This window comes from Actinopolyspora mortivallis, from assembly GCF_003001495.1.
GTDB lineage: Bacteria > Actinomycetota > Actinomycetes > Mycobacteriales > Pseudonocardiaceae > Actinopolyspora > Actinopolyspora mortivallis_A.
The window spans coordinates 1-16,578 of sequence record NZ_PVSR01000055.1; the positions used below are offsets into that span (position 1 = coordinate 1).

17 protein-coding genes are annotated in these 16,578 nt (G+C 67.8%); 10 read left to right on the forward strand and 7 right to left on the reverse strand.

Annotation, left to right across the window (positions count from 1 at the left end):
* Positions 1-121 precede the first annotated feature (121 nt).
* Complete coding sequence (locus CEP50_RS18600) at positions 122-1,681, forward strand: GMC family oxidoreductase (RefSeq protein ID WP_106115222.1); 1,560 nt, start codon at positions 122-124, stop codon at positions 1,679-1,681.
* 87 nt (positions 1,682-1,768) lie between these two features.
* On the opposite strand, the gene CEP50_RS18605 is transcribed toward CEP50_RS18600, so the two are convergent.
* On the reverse strand, positions 1,769-2,407 hold the full coding sequence (locus tag CEP50_RS18605; protein WP_106115223.1) for a cyclase: 639 nt from the start codon (positions 2,405-2,407) through the stop codon (positions 1,769-1,771).
* A gap of 399 nt (positions 2,408-2,806) precedes the next feature.
* Here CEP50_RS18605 and CEP50_RS18610 point away from each other — a divergent pair, with 399 nt between their 5' ends.
* From CEP50_RS18610 to CEP50_RS18625, 4 genes are all read left to right on the forward strand, one after another.
* A complete protein-coding gene (locus CEP50_RS18610) occupies positions 2,807-3,475 on the forward strand; it encodes an HAD family hydrolase (protein ID WP_106115224.1) in 669 nt (222 codons plus the stop codon).
* On the forward strand, positions 3,472-4,512 hold the full coding sequence (locus CEP50_RS18615) for a phosphotransferase family protein (RefSeq protein ID WP_106115225.1): 1,041 nt from the start codon (positions 3,472-3,474) through the stop codon (positions 4,510-4,512). The genes CEP50_RS18610 and CEP50_RS18615 overlap by 4 nt, the downstream gene beginning before the upstream one ends.
* Positions 4,513-5,715, forward strand: coding sequence for an acyl-CoA dehydrogenase family protein (locus tag CEP50_RS18620; RefSeq protein ID WP_106115226.1), 1,203 nt, complete (start codon positions 4,513-4,515; stop codon positions 5,713-5,715). It abuts the gene before it with no gap.
* Positions 5,716-5,806: 91 nt separating this feature from the next.
* Positions 5,807-6,259 carry a MaoC family dehydratase gene (locus CEP50_RS18625; RefSeq protein WP_026449058.1) on the forward strand — a complete coding sequence of 151 codons (453 nt, stop codon included), beginning with the start codon at positions 5,807-5,809 and terminating at the stop codon, positions 6,257-6,259.
* A 76-nt stretch (positions 6,260-6,335) separates the two neighbouring features.
* Here the strand turns inward: CEP50_RS18625 and CEP50_RS18630 are convergent, their stop codons facing one another.
* From CEP50_RS18630 to CEP50_RS18650, 5 genes are all read right to left on the reverse strand, one after another.
* Positions 6,336-7,301, reverse strand: coding sequence for an NADPH:quinone oxidoreductase family protein (locus CEP50_RS18630; protein ID WP_219905560.1), 966 nt, complete (start codon positions 7,299-7,301; stop codon positions 6,336-6,338).
* Between the two features lie 234 nt (positions 7,302-7,535).
* Positions 7,536-8,147 (reverse strand): TetR/AcrR family transcriptional regulator, encoded by a 612-nt coding sequence (locus CEP50_RS18635; RefSeq protein WP_033401863.1) that lies wholly within the window; start codon positions 8,145-8,147, stop codon positions 7,536-7,538.
* 267 nt (positions 8,148-8,414) lie between these two features.
* Positions 8,415-9,236 carry an SDR family oxidoreductase gene (locus tag CEP50_RS18640; protein WP_106115228.1) on the reverse strand — a complete coding sequence of 274 codons (822 nt, stop codon included), beginning with the start codon at positions 9,234-9,236 and terminating at the stop codon, positions 8,415-8,417.
* Positions 9,237-9,239: 3 nt separating this feature from the next.
* Complete coding sequence (locus tag CEP50_RS18645) at positions 9,240-9,992, reverse strand: SDR family oxidoreductase (protein WP_106115229.1); 753 nt, start codon at positions 9,990-9,992, stop codon at positions 9,240-9,242.
* 22 nt (positions 9,993-10,014) lie between these two features.
* Positions 10,015-11,682, reverse strand: a complete 1,668-nt coding sequence (locus tag CEP50_RS18650) for a class I adenylate-forming enzyme family protein (RefSeq protein ID WP_106115230.1) — start codon at positions 11,680-11,682, stop codon at positions 10,015-10,017.
* Between the two features lie 159 nt (positions 11,683-11,841).
* Between CEP50_RS18650 and CEP50_RS20670 the strand changes: the two genes are divergently transcribed.
* From CEP50_RS20670 to CEP50_RS18665, 4 genes are all read left to right on the forward strand, one after another.
* A complete protein-coding gene (locus CEP50_RS20670) occupies positions 11,842-12,474 on the forward strand; it encodes a glycosyl hydrolase family 18 protein (RefSeq protein ID WP_258175411.1) in 633 nt (210 codons plus the stop codon).
* Entirely contained in the window at positions 12,444-12,869 is a 426-nt protein-coding gene (locus CEP50_RS20675; RefSeq protein WP_258175412.1) for a hypothetical protein, read from the forward strand. The genes CEP50_RS20670 and CEP50_RS20675 overlap by 31 nt, the downstream gene beginning before the upstream one ends.
* A 209-nt stretch (positions 12,870-13,078) precedes the next feature.
* The gene (locus tag CEP50_RS18660; protein ID WP_106115231.1) at positions 13,079-13,663 is read left to right on the forward strand and encodes a DNA-binding protein; all 585 of its coding nucleotides are present in this window, start codon (positions 13,079-13,081) and stop codon (positions 13,661-13,663) included.
* A gap of 24 nt (positions 13,664-13,687) precedes the next feature.
* The gene (locus CEP50_RS18665; protein WP_181188453.1) at positions 13,688-14,344 is read left to right on the forward strand and encodes an RES family NAD+ phosphorylase; all 657 of its coding nucleotides are present in this window, start codon (positions 13,688-13,690) and stop codon (positions 14,342-14,344) included.
* A gap of 66 nt (positions 14,345-14,410) precedes the next feature.
* On the opposite strand, the gene CEP50_RS18670 is transcribed toward CEP50_RS18665, so the two are convergent.
* Entirely contained in the window at positions 14,411-15,370 is a 960-nt protein-coding gene (locus tag CEP50_RS18670) for a TerC family protein (protein WP_106115233.1), read from the reverse strand.
* Positions 15,371-15,831: 461 nt separating this feature from the next.
* On the opposite strand from CEP50_RS18670, the gene CEP50_RS18675 reads away from it, so the two are divergent.
* The coding region (locus CEP50_RS18675) for an alpha/beta hydrolase (RefSeq protein WP_258175413.1) at positions 15,832-16,578 on the forward strand (747 nt) is incomplete at its 3' end.

Consider the following 16,578-nt stretch of genomic DNA (forward strand, 5'->3'; position numbering starts at 1 on the left):
ACCAGAAACACCCCGAAGCGTGGGAACCCCCGCCGGAAACGGTCACCGCTACCCCATCCCGAGTCCTCCTCCCCGCCCCGGGAGGAGCTCGCTTCGGCGTGAACAGAACAGGAGAGCAACGATGAGCGACGAGGCGACCACTTTCGACTATGTCGTCGTCGGCGGCGGCAGTGCCGGAGCAGCCCTGGCCGCACGTCTGTCGGAGGATCCCGCCACCACCGTGTGCCTGCTGGAGGCGGGACCGACGGACCAGGACAAGCGTGAGGTCCTCGAGCTCAAACAGTGGATGTCCCTGCTGGAGTCCGGATTCGACTGGGACTACCTGATCGAACCGCAGGAACAGGGCAACTCCTTCATGCGGCACGCACGTGCCAAGGTGCTGGGGGGTTGCTCCTCACACAACTCCTGCATCGCCTTCTGGGCACCCGCCGAGGATCTCGACGAGTGGGAGTCCCTGGGTGCCACCGGCTGGGGTGCCGCCGACGTCTTCCCGCTCTACAAACGGCTGGAGAACAACGACGCCCCGGGAGAGCACCACGGCCGGAGCGGCCCGGTCCGACTGCGCAGCGTCCCGCCGAACGACCCCTGCGGAGCCGCGCTGCTGCGGGCCTGCGAACAGCAGGGCATCCCGATCACCGAGTTCAACTCGGGGCGCACCGTGACCCACGGGGCGAACTGGTTCCAGATCAACGCCTTCGAGGACGGAACCCGCGCTTCCTCCTCGGTCTCCTACCTGCACCCGATCATGGGCAACCGGCCGAACCTGGAGATCCGTACGGACGCGCGTGCCAAGCGGGTCGTCTTCGACGGTTCCCGTGCCACCGGTGTGGAGTACCTCGCCCCCGACGGGCTGCACACCAAGCGGGTCACCGCCCGGCGTGAGGTGGTGCTCAGCTCCGGAGCCATCGACACGCCCAAGCTGCTGATGCTGTCCGGGATCGGTCCGGCCGAGCACCTGCGTTCGGTGGGGGTGGACGTTCTCGTGGACTCCCCCGGGGTCGGCTCCAACCTGCAGGACCACCCGGAGGGGGTCATCGGCTGGGACGCGGCACAGCCGATGGTCCAGGACTCCACCCAGTGGTGGGAGATCGGCATCTTCACCACGACCGAACCCGGCCTGGACCGTCCCGACCTGATGTTCCACTTCGGGTCGGTGCCGTTCGACATGCACACCGTTCGCCAGGGCTACCCCAGCACCGAGAACGGCTTCTGCCTGACCCCGAACGTGACCCGGAGCCGTTCCGTCGGAACGGTCCGGCTGCGCAGCCGCGACTTCCGGGACAAACCGGCGGTGGACCCGCGCTACTTCACCGACCCGCACGACATGCGGGTGATGACCCACGGGATCAGGCTGGCGCGGGAGATCGTGAACCAGCCCGCCATGCGCGAGTGGGCCGGTGCCGAGCTGCACCCCGGACCGGACGTGCAGTCCGACGACGAGATCGCGGACTACCTGCGCAAGACGCACAACACGGTCTACCACCCGGCGGCCTCCGTACCGATGGGAGCCGATGACGACGTCAACGCCCCGCTGGACTCCAGGCTGCGGGTCAAGGGGGTGCACGGGCTGCGGGTCGCGGACGCCTCGGCGATGCCCTTCCTGGTCGCGGTGAACCCGAACATCACCACCATGGCCATCGGGGAGAAGTGCTCCGACATGCTCAAGGAGGACGCCGCGTAACCGGCGGGAACCGGCTGTTTCCCGCCCGCGGCACACGAAGGGGAGGGCTCCGCGCGGAGCCCTCCCCTTTTTACGAGGTACGTGGGGTCAGCTTATCTCGGTCGTAGTCAACACGGGGTTGGGATCCGGGTAGCAGGAGGTCGGAACGTCGACCGTGCCGAACAGCGTGGAGACGTCGGCGTCGAAGGTGAGTCCGGGATCGGAGTAGCTGGTTCCGTACAGCTGGGTCTCGATCACCCCGGAGTCCCCGGCCTGCAGAGTGGCCGTCACCGTGGGCAGCTCGAACTCGGCACCTCCCGCGATGGGGCCCTCCACGTGGAGGGTGGCGACCCCGTCGCTCACCTCGATGGTCGGTTCGGGACTGCCGAGGTTGGAACCACCGCTGAGCTCGGAGGAGACGTGGGTGGTGTTGTCGGGAACCGGCAGTTTCAGGTCCATGTTCTCGACCTGCTCCACCCCGTATCCGTTCACTTCGGCGGGGATGGTGTTGACCGCCGGGTCGATGACGATCTCGAACTGTTCACCGGCGGCGACGCTGGCGGGGGCAGCCACCTCGGAATCCTGTTGGTAGCTGAATTCCTGGGCACCCAGGGGCGAGTCACCCGAGCACTCGAAGTTGTGCGAGAAGCTCTCCGCCACCGCGGGCTGGGCGAAAGCGATCACCGGAGCCACCGCGCAGGCCGCCGCGGTCAATAATCGTGCTCCCGAACGCGTGAAAGAAGCCATCGTTCTCACCTCTGAACAAGGAAAAGTCCATTTCCGATGAAATGTCGCGCGACAGCAGAAACATCTACCCACCGGTAAGGCATTCCGTCAATAAGCCCCCGTGAAACCCCCGGCAAAACAAAAAAAGAGTGAGCACTAATCGTGATACTTTTCGCGGAAAATTTCACCGGAAAACCGCAGTAACCCCCCACCCCCACGGCTCTTGCCACCGGCGCGAACGACACCCACCGTGATCACACTGCTGCATCCGGGTGTTATTTCCGCTACCTCCCGAAGAACCGCCTTCCGGGAGGACACGCTACGCAACGACGAACCCTCCGGAGACCGAACCGCCCGTCCCACACGGTCCTCCGGATCGCCCCTAGCCAGCATACCGACTAGACGGTATGCTGCCCACCCATGAGGACGGAGCCCGCTGTCGACGCCGTGGTCTTCGACTACGGAGGAGTGCTGACCGCCCCCGGGGAACAGGCCGTCGAGTCCTGGACCCGGGCGGAGGGCATCCGCAGGGAGAGCTTCACCACGACACTACGGGAGTGGGCGGGGCGCGACGCCCCCGAGGGCACCCCACTGCACCGTCTGGAAACCGGGGAACTGGCGCTGGAGGAGTTCAACGAGCTGCTGGCCGCACGACTACGCCGCGAGGACGGCACCCGTGTTCCCCCGGCGGGATTGCTCGAACGGCTGTTCTCCTTCATGCCCCTGGACGAACGGATGCTCGACCTGGTGCGGAGCCTGCGGAAGGAGGGTCTGCGCACCGCCCTGCTGTCCAACAGCTGGGGAAACAGCTACCCCTGGGACCGAATCGGTCCCCTGTTCGAGCAGGCGGTGATCTCGGGCGAGGTGGGGATGCGCAAACCCGACCCGGAGATCTACCGCCTCCTGTCGGACCGGATGGAGCTGTCGCCGGAACGCATCCTGTTCGTCGACGACCTCCGGGCCAACACCGCGGCGGCGCAGCGCACGGGGATGCGCGCCGTTCTTCATCACGACGTCGAACGAACCCGGCGAGACGTCCGGGAGCATCTCGACGGAGCCCAACGACAGCAGCACGGGGAGCGAGGATGACCGAAGACACCGACCGGGAACACCCGCCCGGCCTCGACCTGGAACGGTTGCGGACCTACCTGGACGACAACCACCCGGGCTTTCGCAACGGCAGTCTGCGCGCGGAGCTGATCCAGGGCGGAAGATCCAACCTCACCTACCGGCTCACCGACGGCGAGCACGAGTGGGTGTTGCGACGTCCTCCCCTCGGACACGTGCTGGCCACGGCACACGACATGGGAAGGGAGTACCGCGTCGTCTCGGCTCTGGCCGACACCGGTGTTCCCGTGCCACGCACCCACCTGCTCTGCACCGAGGACCAGGTGATCGGGGCTCCGTTCTACGTCATGGACTTCGTGCCGGGCCGCACCTACCGCTCTGCCGAGGAGATCGGGACACTGGACCGACGGCAACGCCGGGAACTGGCCCTGCGGATGACCGAGACCCTCGCACGGCTGCACGAGATCGACCCGGACTCGGTGGGTCTGTCGGACTTCGGACGTCCGGAGGGGTTCCTCCACCGTCAGCTGCGGCGCTGGAGCAAACAACTCGACGCCTCGTACAGCAGGGAGATCCCCGGCATCGTCGAGCTCCGGGACCGGTTGGCGGAAACGGTTCCGGAGAACGGTCCCACGGCCGTGGTCCACGGTGACTACCGACTGGACAACCTGTTGGCCGACGAGAACGGCGAGATCCGTGCCGTGCTGGACTGGGAGATGGCCACCCTCGGTGACCCGCTCACCGACCTGGGACTGCTGGTCGTCTACTGGGAGGGGCTCAGCGGTATCAGGAACAATCCCGTCGCCACGGGTGTGGGTCCCGAGCACGGCTTTCCCCCGGCGCGCGAGCTGTTGGACCACTACGCCGCCCACAGCGGGATCGACGTGTCCGGACTGGACTGGTACGTCGCCTTCGGTTTCTTCAAGATAGCCGTCATTCTCGAAGGAATCCACTACCGCTACACCCAGGGAAAAACCGTCGGAGACGGTTTCGAGCACGTCGGCGACATGGTGGAGCCCCTCGTTCGTCAGGGGCTTTCCAACACACAGGAGATATGAATGGATTTCGCTTTTGATGAACGAACCGAACAGCTGCGTTCGGAACTGAACTCCTTCATGGACAGCCACGTGTACCCGGCCGAGGAGGAGTTCGACTGCCAGGCCGAGAACAGCGGCTGGGGGATCCCCCCGGTGGTGGAGGAGCTCAAGGCGGAGGCCCGCTCCCGGGGACTGTGGAACCTCTTCCTTCCCGGTGAGCACGGAGCCGGACTGACGAACCTGCAGTACGCACCACTCGCCGAGATCACCGGCCACAGCCCGCACCTGGCCCCTCCCGCCCTGAACTGCGCGGCTCCGGACACGGGCAACATGGAGGTGCTGTCCATGTTCGGAAACCAGCGACAACGCGAGCAGTGGCTGACCCCGCTGTTGAACGGCGAGATCCGTTCCGCCTTCTGCATGACGGAGCCGGAGGTCGCCTCGGCCGACGCGACCAACATACGGACCAGCATCCGGCGTGAGGGCGACGAGTACGTGATCAACGGTCGCAAGTGGTGGTCCTCCGGGGCGATGAACCCCTCCTGCCGGATCCTGATCGTGATGGGCAAGACCGACCCCACCGCCGAACGACACCGCCAGCAGAGCATGGTGCTGGTCCCGATCGACACTCCGGGAGTGCACGTTCGCCGCGGCATGACCGTGTTCGGCTACTCCGACGGCGACCACGGCGGACACGCCGAGATCGACTTCGACGAGGTCCGGGTGCCCGCCTCCAACATCATCTCCGGCGAGGGCGAGGGATTCACCATCGCCCAGGCGCGACTGGGGCCCGGTCGGATCCACCACTGCATGCGTGCCATCGGCATGGCCGAACGCGCACTGCGCCTGATGTGCGAACGCGCGCTGCACCGCGAGTCCTTCGGGCGCCCGCTGGCAGACCAGGGCATGGTCCAGCACTGGATCGCCGACGCCAGGGTCCGTATCGAGTCGGTGCGCCAGCTGGTACTGAAAACGGCCTGGCTGATGGACACGGTGGGCAACAAGGGCGCGCACACGGAGATCCAGGCCATCAAGGTGGCCGTCCCGGAGATGGCCACCACCGTGATCGACCGTGCCATCCAGGCACACGGCGGGGCCGGGGTGAGCCAGGACACACCGCTGGCCAACCTCTACGCCCACGCCCGCACCCTGCACATCGTGGACGGACCGGACGAGGTGCACCTGCGCTCGCTGGCTCGTCGTGAACTCTCGCGGTACCGCTGAGTCCGCACCGCTCCCCTCGGAGGAGCTTCCGGTGGAGGAGTCCACCACCGGTCCGAGGCAGACACCGAACACCACACGAGGGAGGACCATCATGCCCGTTTTCGCCAACGCCGACCAGCTGCGCGCCGCCGAGGGGACCACACTCGGCACCAGTCCCTGGTGGACGGTCACCCAGGAGATGATCGACGAGTTCGCCCGGGCCACCGGGGACCACCAGTGGATCCACGTCGACCGGGAGCGGGCGGCCAGCGGCCCCTTCGGCGCTCCCATCGCCCACGGATTCCTGACGCTGAGCATGATCAGCGCGCTCAACGCCCAGATCTACGGGTTCGAGGGAGCGCGCATGGTGATCAACTACGGGTTGAACAAGGTTCGTTTCCCCAGTCCCGTGAAGGTCGACAGTCGGGTGCGCGCCAGCTCAGAGCTCTCCGAGGTGGCCGACCAGGGTGAGGCGCTGCAGATGAGCCTGCGGACGACCGTGGAGCTCGAGGGGTCGGACAAGCCGGCCTGTGTCGCCGAGGTCCTCTCCCGGGTCGTGTTCTGAGAACGCCACCGTGCGGTCCGCCGGCCGAACGTCGGCGGACCGCACCAGAGAGACAGCAGCCCGGTGGAGGTGGAACTCACTCGTTGGTGTAAACCACCCGTCCCACGGTATGGCCGTCGGCCACCCGTTGGGCCGCCTCCGTCAACTCGTCCAGAGTGACCCGCTCACTGACCAGGGGGGAGATCTTCCCCTCCTGAGCCATGCGGCAGAGATCCCGGTGGGCCTCCCGCACCGCCCGCGGATCCCGCTCGTTGTACAGGCCCCAGTGCAGGCCCACGATCGAGTAGTTCTTGATCAGCGCGTGGTTCAGTCCCGGTGTGGGGATCCGCCCGCTCGCGAAACCGATCACCAGAATGCGTCCCTCGAAGGCGACGCACTTGGTCGAACGCTCGTAGGCCTCGCCGCCGACCGGGTCGTAGACCACGTCGGCACCGGCTCCCGAGGTGAGGTCCTTGACCACACCGACGAAGTCCTCGGTGTGCCGGTCCACGACCACGTCGGCTCCGAGCTCACGAGCCACACGGGCCTTATCGGCCCCTCCCACGACCCCCACGACGGTGGCTCCCGCCGCCTTGCCGAGCTGGACGGCCGCGCTTCCGACTCCCCCCGAGGCCGCGTGCACGAGCAGCGTCTCCCCCGGGCGCAGCCCGGCTCTGCGGTGCAGCCCGAACCAGCCGGTCTGGTATCCGATGAACAGCGACGCGGCCTCCGCGTCGGACAGCTCGGGAGGAGCGTGGAAAGTCCGGGCGGCGTCCATCAGGGCGTACTCGGCGAAACCCCCGTGCGGAACGGCCCCGGCTCCTATCACCCTGTCCCCCGGGGACAGGCCGTCCACCCCGGCGGCCGTTTCGACCACCTCACCGCAGAGTTCGACCCCCGGCGTGAAGGGCGGTTCGGGCCGGACCTGGTACTCGCCCGCGCACATCAGCACGTCGGGAAAGTTGACCGGACACGCCCGCACGCGCACGACGAGCTGCCCCTCCGCCGGTGTGGGAACCGGTTCTTCCCGCACGAGTTCGAGCGCCTCGCGCGGCTGGGCCAAGTGACGGACTCTCAGAGCACGCACAGTCCACCTCCTGCGCCTCTCGGACTCGGGCTGTCTGAGAGGCGGTCGATTCGTTCCAGAATATGTACCGACTAGTCGGTATGGCAGTGTTGTGCCGCACGGACGTGCCCTCGGCAAGACCGTCGCACCGGTTCCTGTCCGATCCCGACACGAAACCCCGACGAGGGCACACCGCCGCACACCTGTCGAGCGCCCGGAGGGCGCACACGGTCACACGCGCAGGGCGTCCAACAGCAGATCCGCGAACTGCTCTCCCACCTGCCGAGCACTCATCGGACCGTCCCTGCGGTACCAGAAGCCCAGGTGATGCACGGCTCCGAAGAAGAAGTCCACCACCAGCTCGGCCGAGCGGTCCGCACGGAACACCCCGGAGGCCTGCCCCTCCTCGATCAACCCGCGCACCCGCTCGTGGTACCTGCGGCGCTGGGCACGCACCTCGGCCTGCTTGTCCGGATGCAGCAGGTGCATCGAACGGAAGAAGATCACGGTGTCCTCCAGGTGCGTGACCGTGGTGACCACCACGTCGACGGCCACGGCCCGCAGACGCCGCTGGACGGACTCCGTGCTGTCCGCCGCCTGTTCCATACGCGCCGTCTGCACGCGCAGCACCCGGGCGTATATCTCGTAGAGCAGGTCGTCCTTGGAGCCGAAATAGTGGTACATGGCTCCCTTGGTGACCCCGGCGGCGTCCACGATCTGCTGCACGGAGGTCGTCTCGAAACCGTGTTCCGCGAACAACCGGGTGGCCGCCGCCAACAGCCGCTGGGGCACCGGCTCCGGTTCCGGTTCCCGGACCACCTGTTCGCCCCCCTCGGGGGACATCTCCGCCGCCATGATCCCTCCCTGTGTTCCGGCCCGGGGCGTCCGCGCCGGGACCGGACCCGCCACTCCCGCTCCACAGCGGGTGGCCCGCCGGCCGGCACCCACACGTGCGGCCCCTGCATGGGTCCCGCCTCCGGAACAGCGCCCCGTTCCGGTCGAATCGTTCAAGTCCACCGAACGTCTCCCGACGGACTCCGGAAACACAGGGTACCGACCGGTCGGTCCCCTGCGGCTGAAACGGCCCCCGCAACACCCTCCCCGGGGACGTCACACCGTTCCCCCGTCGGTCCCGACACGCCGTCGCAACGAACTCATCCCGGCAAGCCATCGGTCCGGGTCCGCCGCACGACGCGCGTACCACTCGGCGACCTCGGGGTGCGGAAGGATCAGGAACCTCCCCCCGAGGGACTCGGCCACGGTGGTGGCGACGTGCTCGGGATCCACGGCGTCGGGCTCCAACAGGGTGCGTCCGAGCTCACCGCTGCTCTCCAGCATCCCCGTACGAACTCCCTGGGGGCACAGGGCCTGCACGGTGACGCCGTCGTCGGCGTAGGTGGCGGCCAGCCACTCCGCGAAGCCCAGCGCGGCGTGCTTGGTCACCGAGTAGGGGGCCGCGCCCAGCATGGTCAACAGTCCGGCCGCCGAGACGGTGGCCAGGAAATGCCCCCCACCGTTGCCCAGCCAGTGCGGCAGCACGGCACGGGCGGCACGCACGTGCGCCATGACGTTGATCCGCCAGGCGTGCTCCCAGTCCTCCTCGGGTGCGTCCGGGCCTCCCGAGGTGGCCACGCCCGCGTTGGCGCAGAACAGGTCGACACGCCCGTGGATCCGCAGGGTCCTGTCCACGAGCAGGCGTACCCCCTGCTCGTCGGCCGCGTCGGCGCGCACCGCGGTTCCCCCGACCTCCGCGGCCACACGTTCGGCGGCGGCCCCGTCGAGGTCGTTGACCACCACGTGTGCGCCACGCGCCGCGAACTCCCTGCTCAGCGCGGCACCGATACCGTTTCCCGCTCCGGTGACCACGGCTACCGAACCCTCGATCCGCACTCCGGCGTCACCGCCGTCGCGTTCCTCCGTTCCCCCGGACACTGCTCACATCCCTCCGGTGAGGGTCACTCCGCCGTCCAGGGTCAGGATCTGGCCGGTCACCCAGGCCGCCTCGTCGGAGAGCAGATACGCGGCCGCCCCGGCGACGTCGGAGGGGACTCCCAGCCTGCCCAGGGGGTACTGCCCGGCCACCTCCTCCTCGTTGTTCTCGTAGAGGGCGGTGGCGAACTGGGTCTTGACCACGGCGGGGGCGACCCCGTTCACCCGCACGTCCGGGGCGAGCTCCACCGCCAGTTCCCGGGTGATGTGGGTCAGCATCGCCTTCGTCGCACCGTAGTAACCGATGCCCGGCGCGGGCCCCGAACCGGCCACCGAGGAGACATTGAGCACCGACCCACCGTGGGAGGACATCCACTCACGGTGCACCAGCTGTGTCCAGGAGAGCGCACCGAGCACGTTGACCTCGAAGGTCTTCCTGGCGACACCGTGGTCGAGTTCGATCAGCGGGCCGTAGGCCGGGTTGATACCGGTGTTGTTGACCAGCATGTCGACCCGCCCGAAGGCGTCCAGTGTCCGTGCCACCGTCTCCTGCTGGTGCGCGGAGTCGTCTGCCTTGCCCGCCACCGCGAGGGCGTGTTCCGAGCCCCCGAGCAGGTCGACCGCCTCCCGCAGCGTCTCCTCCTTGCGGGCGGTCAGGCACACCCGTGCCCCTTCCCGCACGAGGCGTTGGGCGATGCCGAAGCCGATGCCCCGGCTGGCTCCGGTGACGATCGCGACACGGCCCTCGAACCTGTTCATCCGTCTTCCTTCCTTCGATCGGTCATTGCGTGCTCGTCCGCTCCCCGAGTCGACGGCGCAGGATCTTGCCCGTGGCCGTCTTGGGGAGCTCGTCGAGGAGCACCACCTCGCGCGGGTACTTGTACGCGGCGAGACGTCCTTGGCAGTACTCGACCAGCTCCGCTTCGGTCGCCGCGTTCGCGGAGACGAGACTGACGTAGGCCCGGACCGTTTCACCCCGGTACTCGTCGGCAACGCCGACGACGGCGGCCTCCCGCACGGCGGGATGGGTGTAGAGCACGTCCTCCACCTCACGGGGCCACACCTTGAACCCGGAGGCGTTGATGACGTCCTTCTTGCGGTCCACGACGTAGAACCACCCGTCGGCGTCCATGAACCCCACGTCGCCGGTGTGCATCCTCCCCTCGGGGATCGTGGTCTCCGTCTGTTCCGGCCGGTTCCAGTAGGCAGGAACCACCATCGGCCCCTCCACGACGATCTCGCCGACCGAGCCGGCGGGCAGGTCCGCCCCGTTGTCGTCGACCACGCGCAGCAGGCAGTTGAAGGTCGGGATCCCGACACTGATGGTTCCGGTGGCCTCGTCGACGGGGGCCTCCAGATGCGGCGGCACCGAGGTGGCGGTGGCCGTTGTCTCGGTGAGGCCGTACCCGTTGCGGATGTAGATCCCGAACTCGGAGCGGAACCTGCGCACCAGATCCACGGGCAGCGGAGCGCCGCCCGAGTACACCTGTTCGAAGGACGCGAAGTCCTCGGCGCTGACCCCGGGATGGTTCATCAGGGCGACATAGGCGGTGGACGGGGCGATCATGTACTGCGGTCGTCGCTTCCGTACCACGTCGAGCACCACACCCGGTTCGAACCGGTAAAGCAGGTCGAGCCGTCCCCCCAGGGCCAGCGCGGCCCCCAACTGGCAGACGAGCCCGGTGATGTGGAACAGCGGTGCCAGGGCGAGGAAACCTCCCCCGTCCGGCCCGTCGGCACGCTGGGTGAACGCCTGGGCGTTGAAGCTGATGTTGCGGTGGGTGTTGGTGGCGCCCTTGGGAGGGCCGCCCGTTCCGGAGGTGTAGGTCAGCAACGCGATGTCGTCGGGATGCACCCGGGGACGCGGGGGATGCTGTCCGTGCCGGTCCCGGAGTATCTCCACCAGGTCCTCGGTCTCCTCCGGACGGCGGCGTACGGAGTCCCGCAGCACGGGAGGGGTGACGTCTCCGGCGAAGTCGAGTTCACTTGTGGTGACCACCACGGGTTCGCCGTGGGCGGGCAGCACCCGAGCGAGCACCTCGTGCCAGCCGTGCTCGGAGGTGACGAGGGCGGCGGGTTGTGCGTCGTCGAGGATCGTGTTCAGCTCGTGGTCACGGTACATCGGATTCAGTGGGACCACGACGGCTCCCAGTCTCCACCCGGCGAGCAGGGCGATCACGAACTGGGGGACGTTCTGCAGGTACAGCGCGAGACGGTCGCCGCCACCGACACCCCGCGCGGAGAGGTGGGCCGCCAGCGCGTCGACGTGAACGTCCAGTTCGCGGTAACTGAGTTCGCCGTCGAAGTAGGTCAGCGCCACCCGTTCCGGACAGCGCCGCAGGGTCTGTTCCAGCACGGCGATCATGTCCTCGTGCGCCGGGGTTATGTCCGCCTGCTCCCCTTCCGCGTACCACTTCAGCCACGGGCGTTCGTCATAGACGCCGGACATCGACACACCTCCGCGAGACCGACCAGTCGGTACGCCCCAGTCAACTGATTCGGAGAGCGATCGTCAACCCGTCGCCTGACCGAAACCCGACGAAACCTTGACGCGAACTATTGGTCTAGTCCACTTTGGGGAGCTCCAACAGCGATCCCGGAGGTTCCCATGCGCCTTCGCCGAATCACCGCCGCCCTGGCGGCGGCCGTCGTTCCCCTGGCCCTCACCGCTCCCGCCGCGGCCGAACAGGACCAGCGCGGCGCCGTCGGAGCGGCCGCCGCCAGTCCCGAGAGTTCGGGACTCGCCACCCACCAACTCACCGGCTACTGGCAGAACTTCGTCAACAACGCCGAACCACTGCGTGTCAGCGACATCCCCGACAGCTACGACCTCGTCGCGCTGGCCTTCGCGCAGTCCGACCCCACCAGACCGGGAGCCGTGAAGTTCAGCGTGGATCCCGAACTCTCCCGGGCGCTGGGCGGCTACAGCGACGCCCAGCTCAGGTCCGACATAGCCGACAAGCGTTCCGAGGGCACCAAGTTCGTGATGTCGATAGGCGGGGCCAAGGGCTCGGTCCACCTCGGCACCGAACAGCGCGTGGACAACTTCGTCGACTCCATGATCGGGATCATCGAGTCCTACGGGCTGGACGGACTGGACATCGACCTGGAACACAGCTTCGACACGGCGGGAGTCACCAGCGCCGCACGACAACTGCACCAGCACTTCGGGGAGGACTTCCTGCTGACCATGGCCCCCAGACACTGTACGTGCAGCCGGGCGGCTCCTACATGCCGCTGATCAACAACCTCAGCGACATCATCACCGTCGTCCACACCCAGTACTACAACTCGGGCTCGATGCGCGGCTGTGACGGGAAGGTACACAGCCAGGGATCGGTGGACTTCGTCACCACGCAGGCGTGCCTTCTGCTGGACACCCTGCGCGCGGACCAGATCTCGCTCGGCTTCCCCGCCTCCCCGTCCGCGGCGGGCAGCGGTCACGTCGCCCCCTCCGTGGTCACCGACGCGCTGGACTGCCTGACCCGGACCACCCGGTGCGAAAGCTTCGTGCCCGACACGCCCCACCCCGCCCTCAGTGGGGTCATGACCTGGTCCGTCAACTGGGACGTCAGCAACGGGAGGAACTTCTCGGACACCGTCTCCGAGCACCTCGACACCCTCCCGACGGGCTGAGGTCCGGAAAAACCTCCGGGGAAGCCCTCCCCGTCGGGCTTCCCCGGACTCCGGCCCGGGCGACAGCCGCACGAATCACCCGGGCGCTCACGGCGCCGAGGTCATATATGCTGTCACTCCACGGATTCCCCCGAACACCGCACGTGACTTCGCCGACATCGCCCGCACAGTGGCGCACACGAGCCCGAAAAAGGGGTTAGGCTGGAAGTATGACAGTGGCGCTGGAGACCGTACTGGCCCGAGCCGGCCTGAAGGTGACCGCCCACGAGTTCCTCGCCCTCGTCGAGGACGCGGCCAAGCGGCTCACCCCCGCCCAGACCGATCCCGGCGCGCACTTCGACGAGAACGAACGCACCGCGCTGAGCGAAACCGGCCTCGACCTGGCTCCCCTCGGAGACGAGGAGACCGACCCCAGGGCGCGCGCCGTGGCGGAACAGGCCGTGCTGCGGGACACCGCGTTGTCGGTGGGGCAGGCGGCCGAACGCCTCGGGATCGACACCAGCCGGATCAGACACCGCGTCGCCTCCCGCCGGTTGATCGGCTGGAAGGACCGGGGCGGTTGGCGTCTTCCCGCCTGGCAGTTCACCGAGGACGACGTCCTGCCCGGTCTGGAGACGGTCCTGGCCGCCATGCCCAGCGACCAACCCGCGCTCGTGCTGGCCAACTTCATGACCACCCCCCAGGAGGACTTGGAACTCGGAGACCGCCCGGTGAGCCCGCGGGAATGGCTGATGGCCTACGGCGATCCGCGTCGGGTCGCCGAACTCGCCTCGGTCATCGGAACTCCCGTGTAGTCCCCGGCGACCACAGGACCCGCGATGGCCCGGCTTCCCCAGCCGCCCGCTCCAGCGGCGCTGCAAGCGATGCTCCGTCGCACCGAGGACGTCGTCGCCCTGCCCGCCGGTACGCGACTCGTCCGGGTGTTCACCTCGGGAGGGAACCACCCTCAGCAGTGGAACAGCTTCCGTTACGCCGGACCGCTTCCCCACGCCAGGTTCGACCCCCATCCCCCGACCCCGCAGGGCGGCCCCGCCGTCACCAGGGAACACGGGGTGCTGTACTTCTCCCTGTCGGTACGAACCTGCATCGCCGAGGTCTTCCAAGCCACTTCCACAGTGGACAGAAAGACGCGTGCTCCGCAGTTGGTGATATTCCGTCCGCGCCGCACGGTCCGGTTGCTGGACCTCTCGGGACTGTGGCCCACCAGGGCCGGGGCCTCCCAGGCGATCAGCAGCGGCACGAAGGAACGCACCCAGGCCTGGGCCCGCTGCATCCGTGCCGCCTACCCGGAACTGGACGGACTCTGGTACCGCTCCTCCATGGACGCGGGCCAGCCCTCGGTCTGCCTGTGGGACCCGCCCGCGGGCACGGTGCTACCCGAAGCGCCCGATCTGCTGCTCCCCCTGGAGAACCCGGGACTGGATCTCCCGCTCGGCCGGGTGTGCAGAGAACTCAGCTACACCCTGTTGAACTGACGGACCCCACGGTGGCGAACGGTTCGAAGGCCGCCCTCTCCTCCCGAACACGGTCCTTGCGGGCACTCAGCCGCTCTCCGCGGCGCGTTGTTCCCGACGGGACCTGAGCAGACTCGCCGCGGCGGTGACAACCAGCACGGTCACGATCACGCCCAGGGACAGCAGGTTGCCGATCTCCAACCACGCCGGAACCCAGTGGTAGGCGTGCACGGCGTGCAGGATCAGCTTGACGCCGATGAAGGCCAGGATCACCGCCAGCCCCGTCGACAGGTAGACCAGCCGGTCGACCAGACTTCCCAGCAGGAAGTACAGCTGGCGCAGCCCCATCAGCGCGAAGGCGTTGGCCGTGAACACCAGGAACGGGTCCTGGGTGACACCGAAGATCGCCGGTATGGAGTCCACGGCGAACATCACGTCGGCGCTTCCGATGGCCACGATCACGACGAACATCGGGGTCAGCCATCGCTTGCCCTCGATCCGAACCGACATCCTCGTACCGTGGAACTGCTCGGTCACCGGATAGGCCTTGCGCACCCAACGCACCACCGCGTTCTCGGCCTCCTCGTTCTCCTCCTTGTTCCGGAGCATGCTCACCGCCGTCCAGAGCAGGAAGAGGCCGAAGACGAAGAAGACCCAGACGAAACGCGAGATCAGTTGGGCTCCGACCGCGATGAACAGACCGCGGAACACCAGAGCCAGCACGATGCCGATCAGCAGCACCCGGTGCTGGTGCACGGAGGGGACCGCGAAGCTGGACATGATCACCATGAAGATGAACAGGTTGTCCACGCTCAGCGAGTACTCCACCACGTACCCCGTGAAGTACTCCACGGCGAAGGCGTGCCCACCCAGGAACCAGACACCGAGCCCGAACACCAGGGCACAGGAGACGTAGAAGAGGACCCACCTGGTCGCCTCGCCCGCGCCGACCTCGTGGGGCTTGCGGTCGACGATGACCAGGTCCAGCAGTATCAACAGGAGCAACCCGGCCAGGGTCGCCAACCAGACCCACCAGGGCACTCCCATGGTGTCCGGTTGGGACTGCTGTGCCGTCTGGGCGAGCACGGGCGCGGGACGCATCAACCACCTCCGGTTCTGGGGCCAAAGCCGGGACCGGAGGTCTCTCCCACCGGTCGAGGACCGGCCGACGGCACCGGGCCCGAATCACCGTGAGCGGCGATCGCGGTCCGTGATGACGACACCGCCGTGCAGGAATACTCCCCTCCACGATCTCCGAAGATTCTGACCCATGAGTCGGCGGACGACTCCGGCGGGGCGACCTGCTCCCCCATCTCCCACCGCGACGAACGGAATATTCCGTTTTCCGGTGGCCAACCACGCCTCCGAGTGGTTAAATGGGTTCACCGGCGGCGCACGGGACGTTCTATAGCGATGCGATTGCGACGCCGTATCCGATCAATACCTTCTGCCCGCACGGGCCCCTCACGAACCCCCACGGAGGGTTTCGGTCCTCTAGGGTCGTGCGCGTGTTTCCGTCCCGTCGGCGCGTCCCGAGTTTTCCGCTGCTGTCGATCACCCTGGTGGCCCTGATCGTGGCCGGAGTGGCGCTGTGGTTCTCGAACGACGGGTCCTCCGAGAACCGGCCTCGTACGAGCACCCGGCACGCCAGCATCGACGTGCTGGACGGCCCACGGGAGCAACACCGCGTACAGCTCGACCTCACGCTCCACGTCCCCGTCTCCACCCCGGCACCGGCGATCGTGTTGGCCCACGGGTTCACCGGGGACAAGTCGGAACTGGAGCAGCCCGCCCGCCGACTCGCGGCCCGCGGCTTCACCGTGGTGACCTACTCCTCCCGTGGTTTCGGGGACAGCACGGGCAAGATCGCCCTGAACGCACCCGACTACGAGGTCCGGGACGCACGACGCCTGCTGGACTGGATGGCACGACAGCCCGAGATCCTCACCCAGGGTGAGAAGGACCCGCTGGTGGGCGTGGGAGGGGTCTCCTACGGCGGAGCGCTGAGCATCCTGCTCGCGGGCACCGATCCCCGGGTCGACGCGATCGCCCCCGTGTCCACCTACAACGACCTGGAGGCGGCGATGCTGCCGAACGCCGCCTCGAAGAGTCCGATCCCGGCCACCACGGCGGCCCACGGAGCGGACAGCGCTCCCGGAGTCTTCCGACGCGTCTGGGCACGCAGGCTCTTCGAGATGGCCACGGGCGACCCGACACGCTCCCGACGTCCCTCCTCGTCCACCCCGACCTCACCC

Bases quoted from the DNA above. Each gene is read 5' to 3' on its own strand.
- CEP50_RS18600 (WP_106115222.1), top strand. From the start codon at position 122: ATGAGCGACGAGGCGACCACTTTCGACTATGTCGTCGTCGGCGGCGGC.
- CEP50_RS18605 (WP_106115223.1), bottom strand. From the start codon at position 2,407: ATGGCTTCTTTCACGCGTTCGGGAGCACGATTATTGACCGCGGCGGCC.
- CEP50_RS18610 (WP_106115224.1), top strand. From the start codon at position 2,807: ATGAGGACGGAGCCCGCTGTCGACGCCGTGGTCTTCGACTACGGAGGA.
- CEP50_RS18615 (WP_106115225.1), top strand. From the start codon at position 3,472: ATGACCGAAGACACCGACCGGGAACACCCGCCCGGCCTCGACCTGGAA.
- CEP50_RS18620 (WP_106115226.1), top strand. From the start codon at position 4,513: ATGGATTTCGCTTTTGATGAACGAACCGAACAGCTGCGTTCGGAACTG.
- CEP50_RS18625 (WP_026449058.1), top strand. From the start codon at position 5,807: ATGCCCGTTTTCGCCAACGCCGACCAGCTGCGCGCCGCCGAGGGGACC.
- CEP50_RS18635 (WP_033401863.1), bottom strand. From the start codon at position 8,147: ATGTCCCCCGAGGGGGGCGAACAGGTGGTCCGGGAACCGGAACCGGAG.
- CEP50_RS18645 (WP_106115229.1), bottom strand. From the start codon at position 9,992: ATGAACAGGTTCGAGGGCCGTGTCGCGATCGTCACCGGAGCCAGCCGG.
- CEP50_RS18650 (WP_106115230.1), bottom strand. From the start codon at position 11,682: ATGTCCGGCGTCTATGACGAACGCCCGTGGCTGAAGTGGTACGCGGAA.
- CEP50_RS20670 (WP_258175411.1), top strand. From the start codon at position 11,842: ATGCGCCTTCGCCGAATCACCGCCGCCCTGGCGGCGGCCGTCGTTCCC.
- CEP50_RS18660 (WP_106115231.1), top strand. From the start codon at position 13,079: ATGACAGTGGCGCTGGAGACCGTACTGGCCCGAGCCGGCCTGAAGGTG.
- CEP50_RS18665 (WP_181188453.1), top strand. From the start codon at position 13,688: ATGGCCCGGCTTCCCCAGCCGCCCGCTCCAGCGGCGCTGCAAGCGATG.
- CEP50_RS18670 (WP_106115233.1), bottom strand. From the start codon at position 15,370: ATGGGAGTGCCCTGGTGGGTCTGGTTGGCGACCCTGGCCGGGTTGCTC.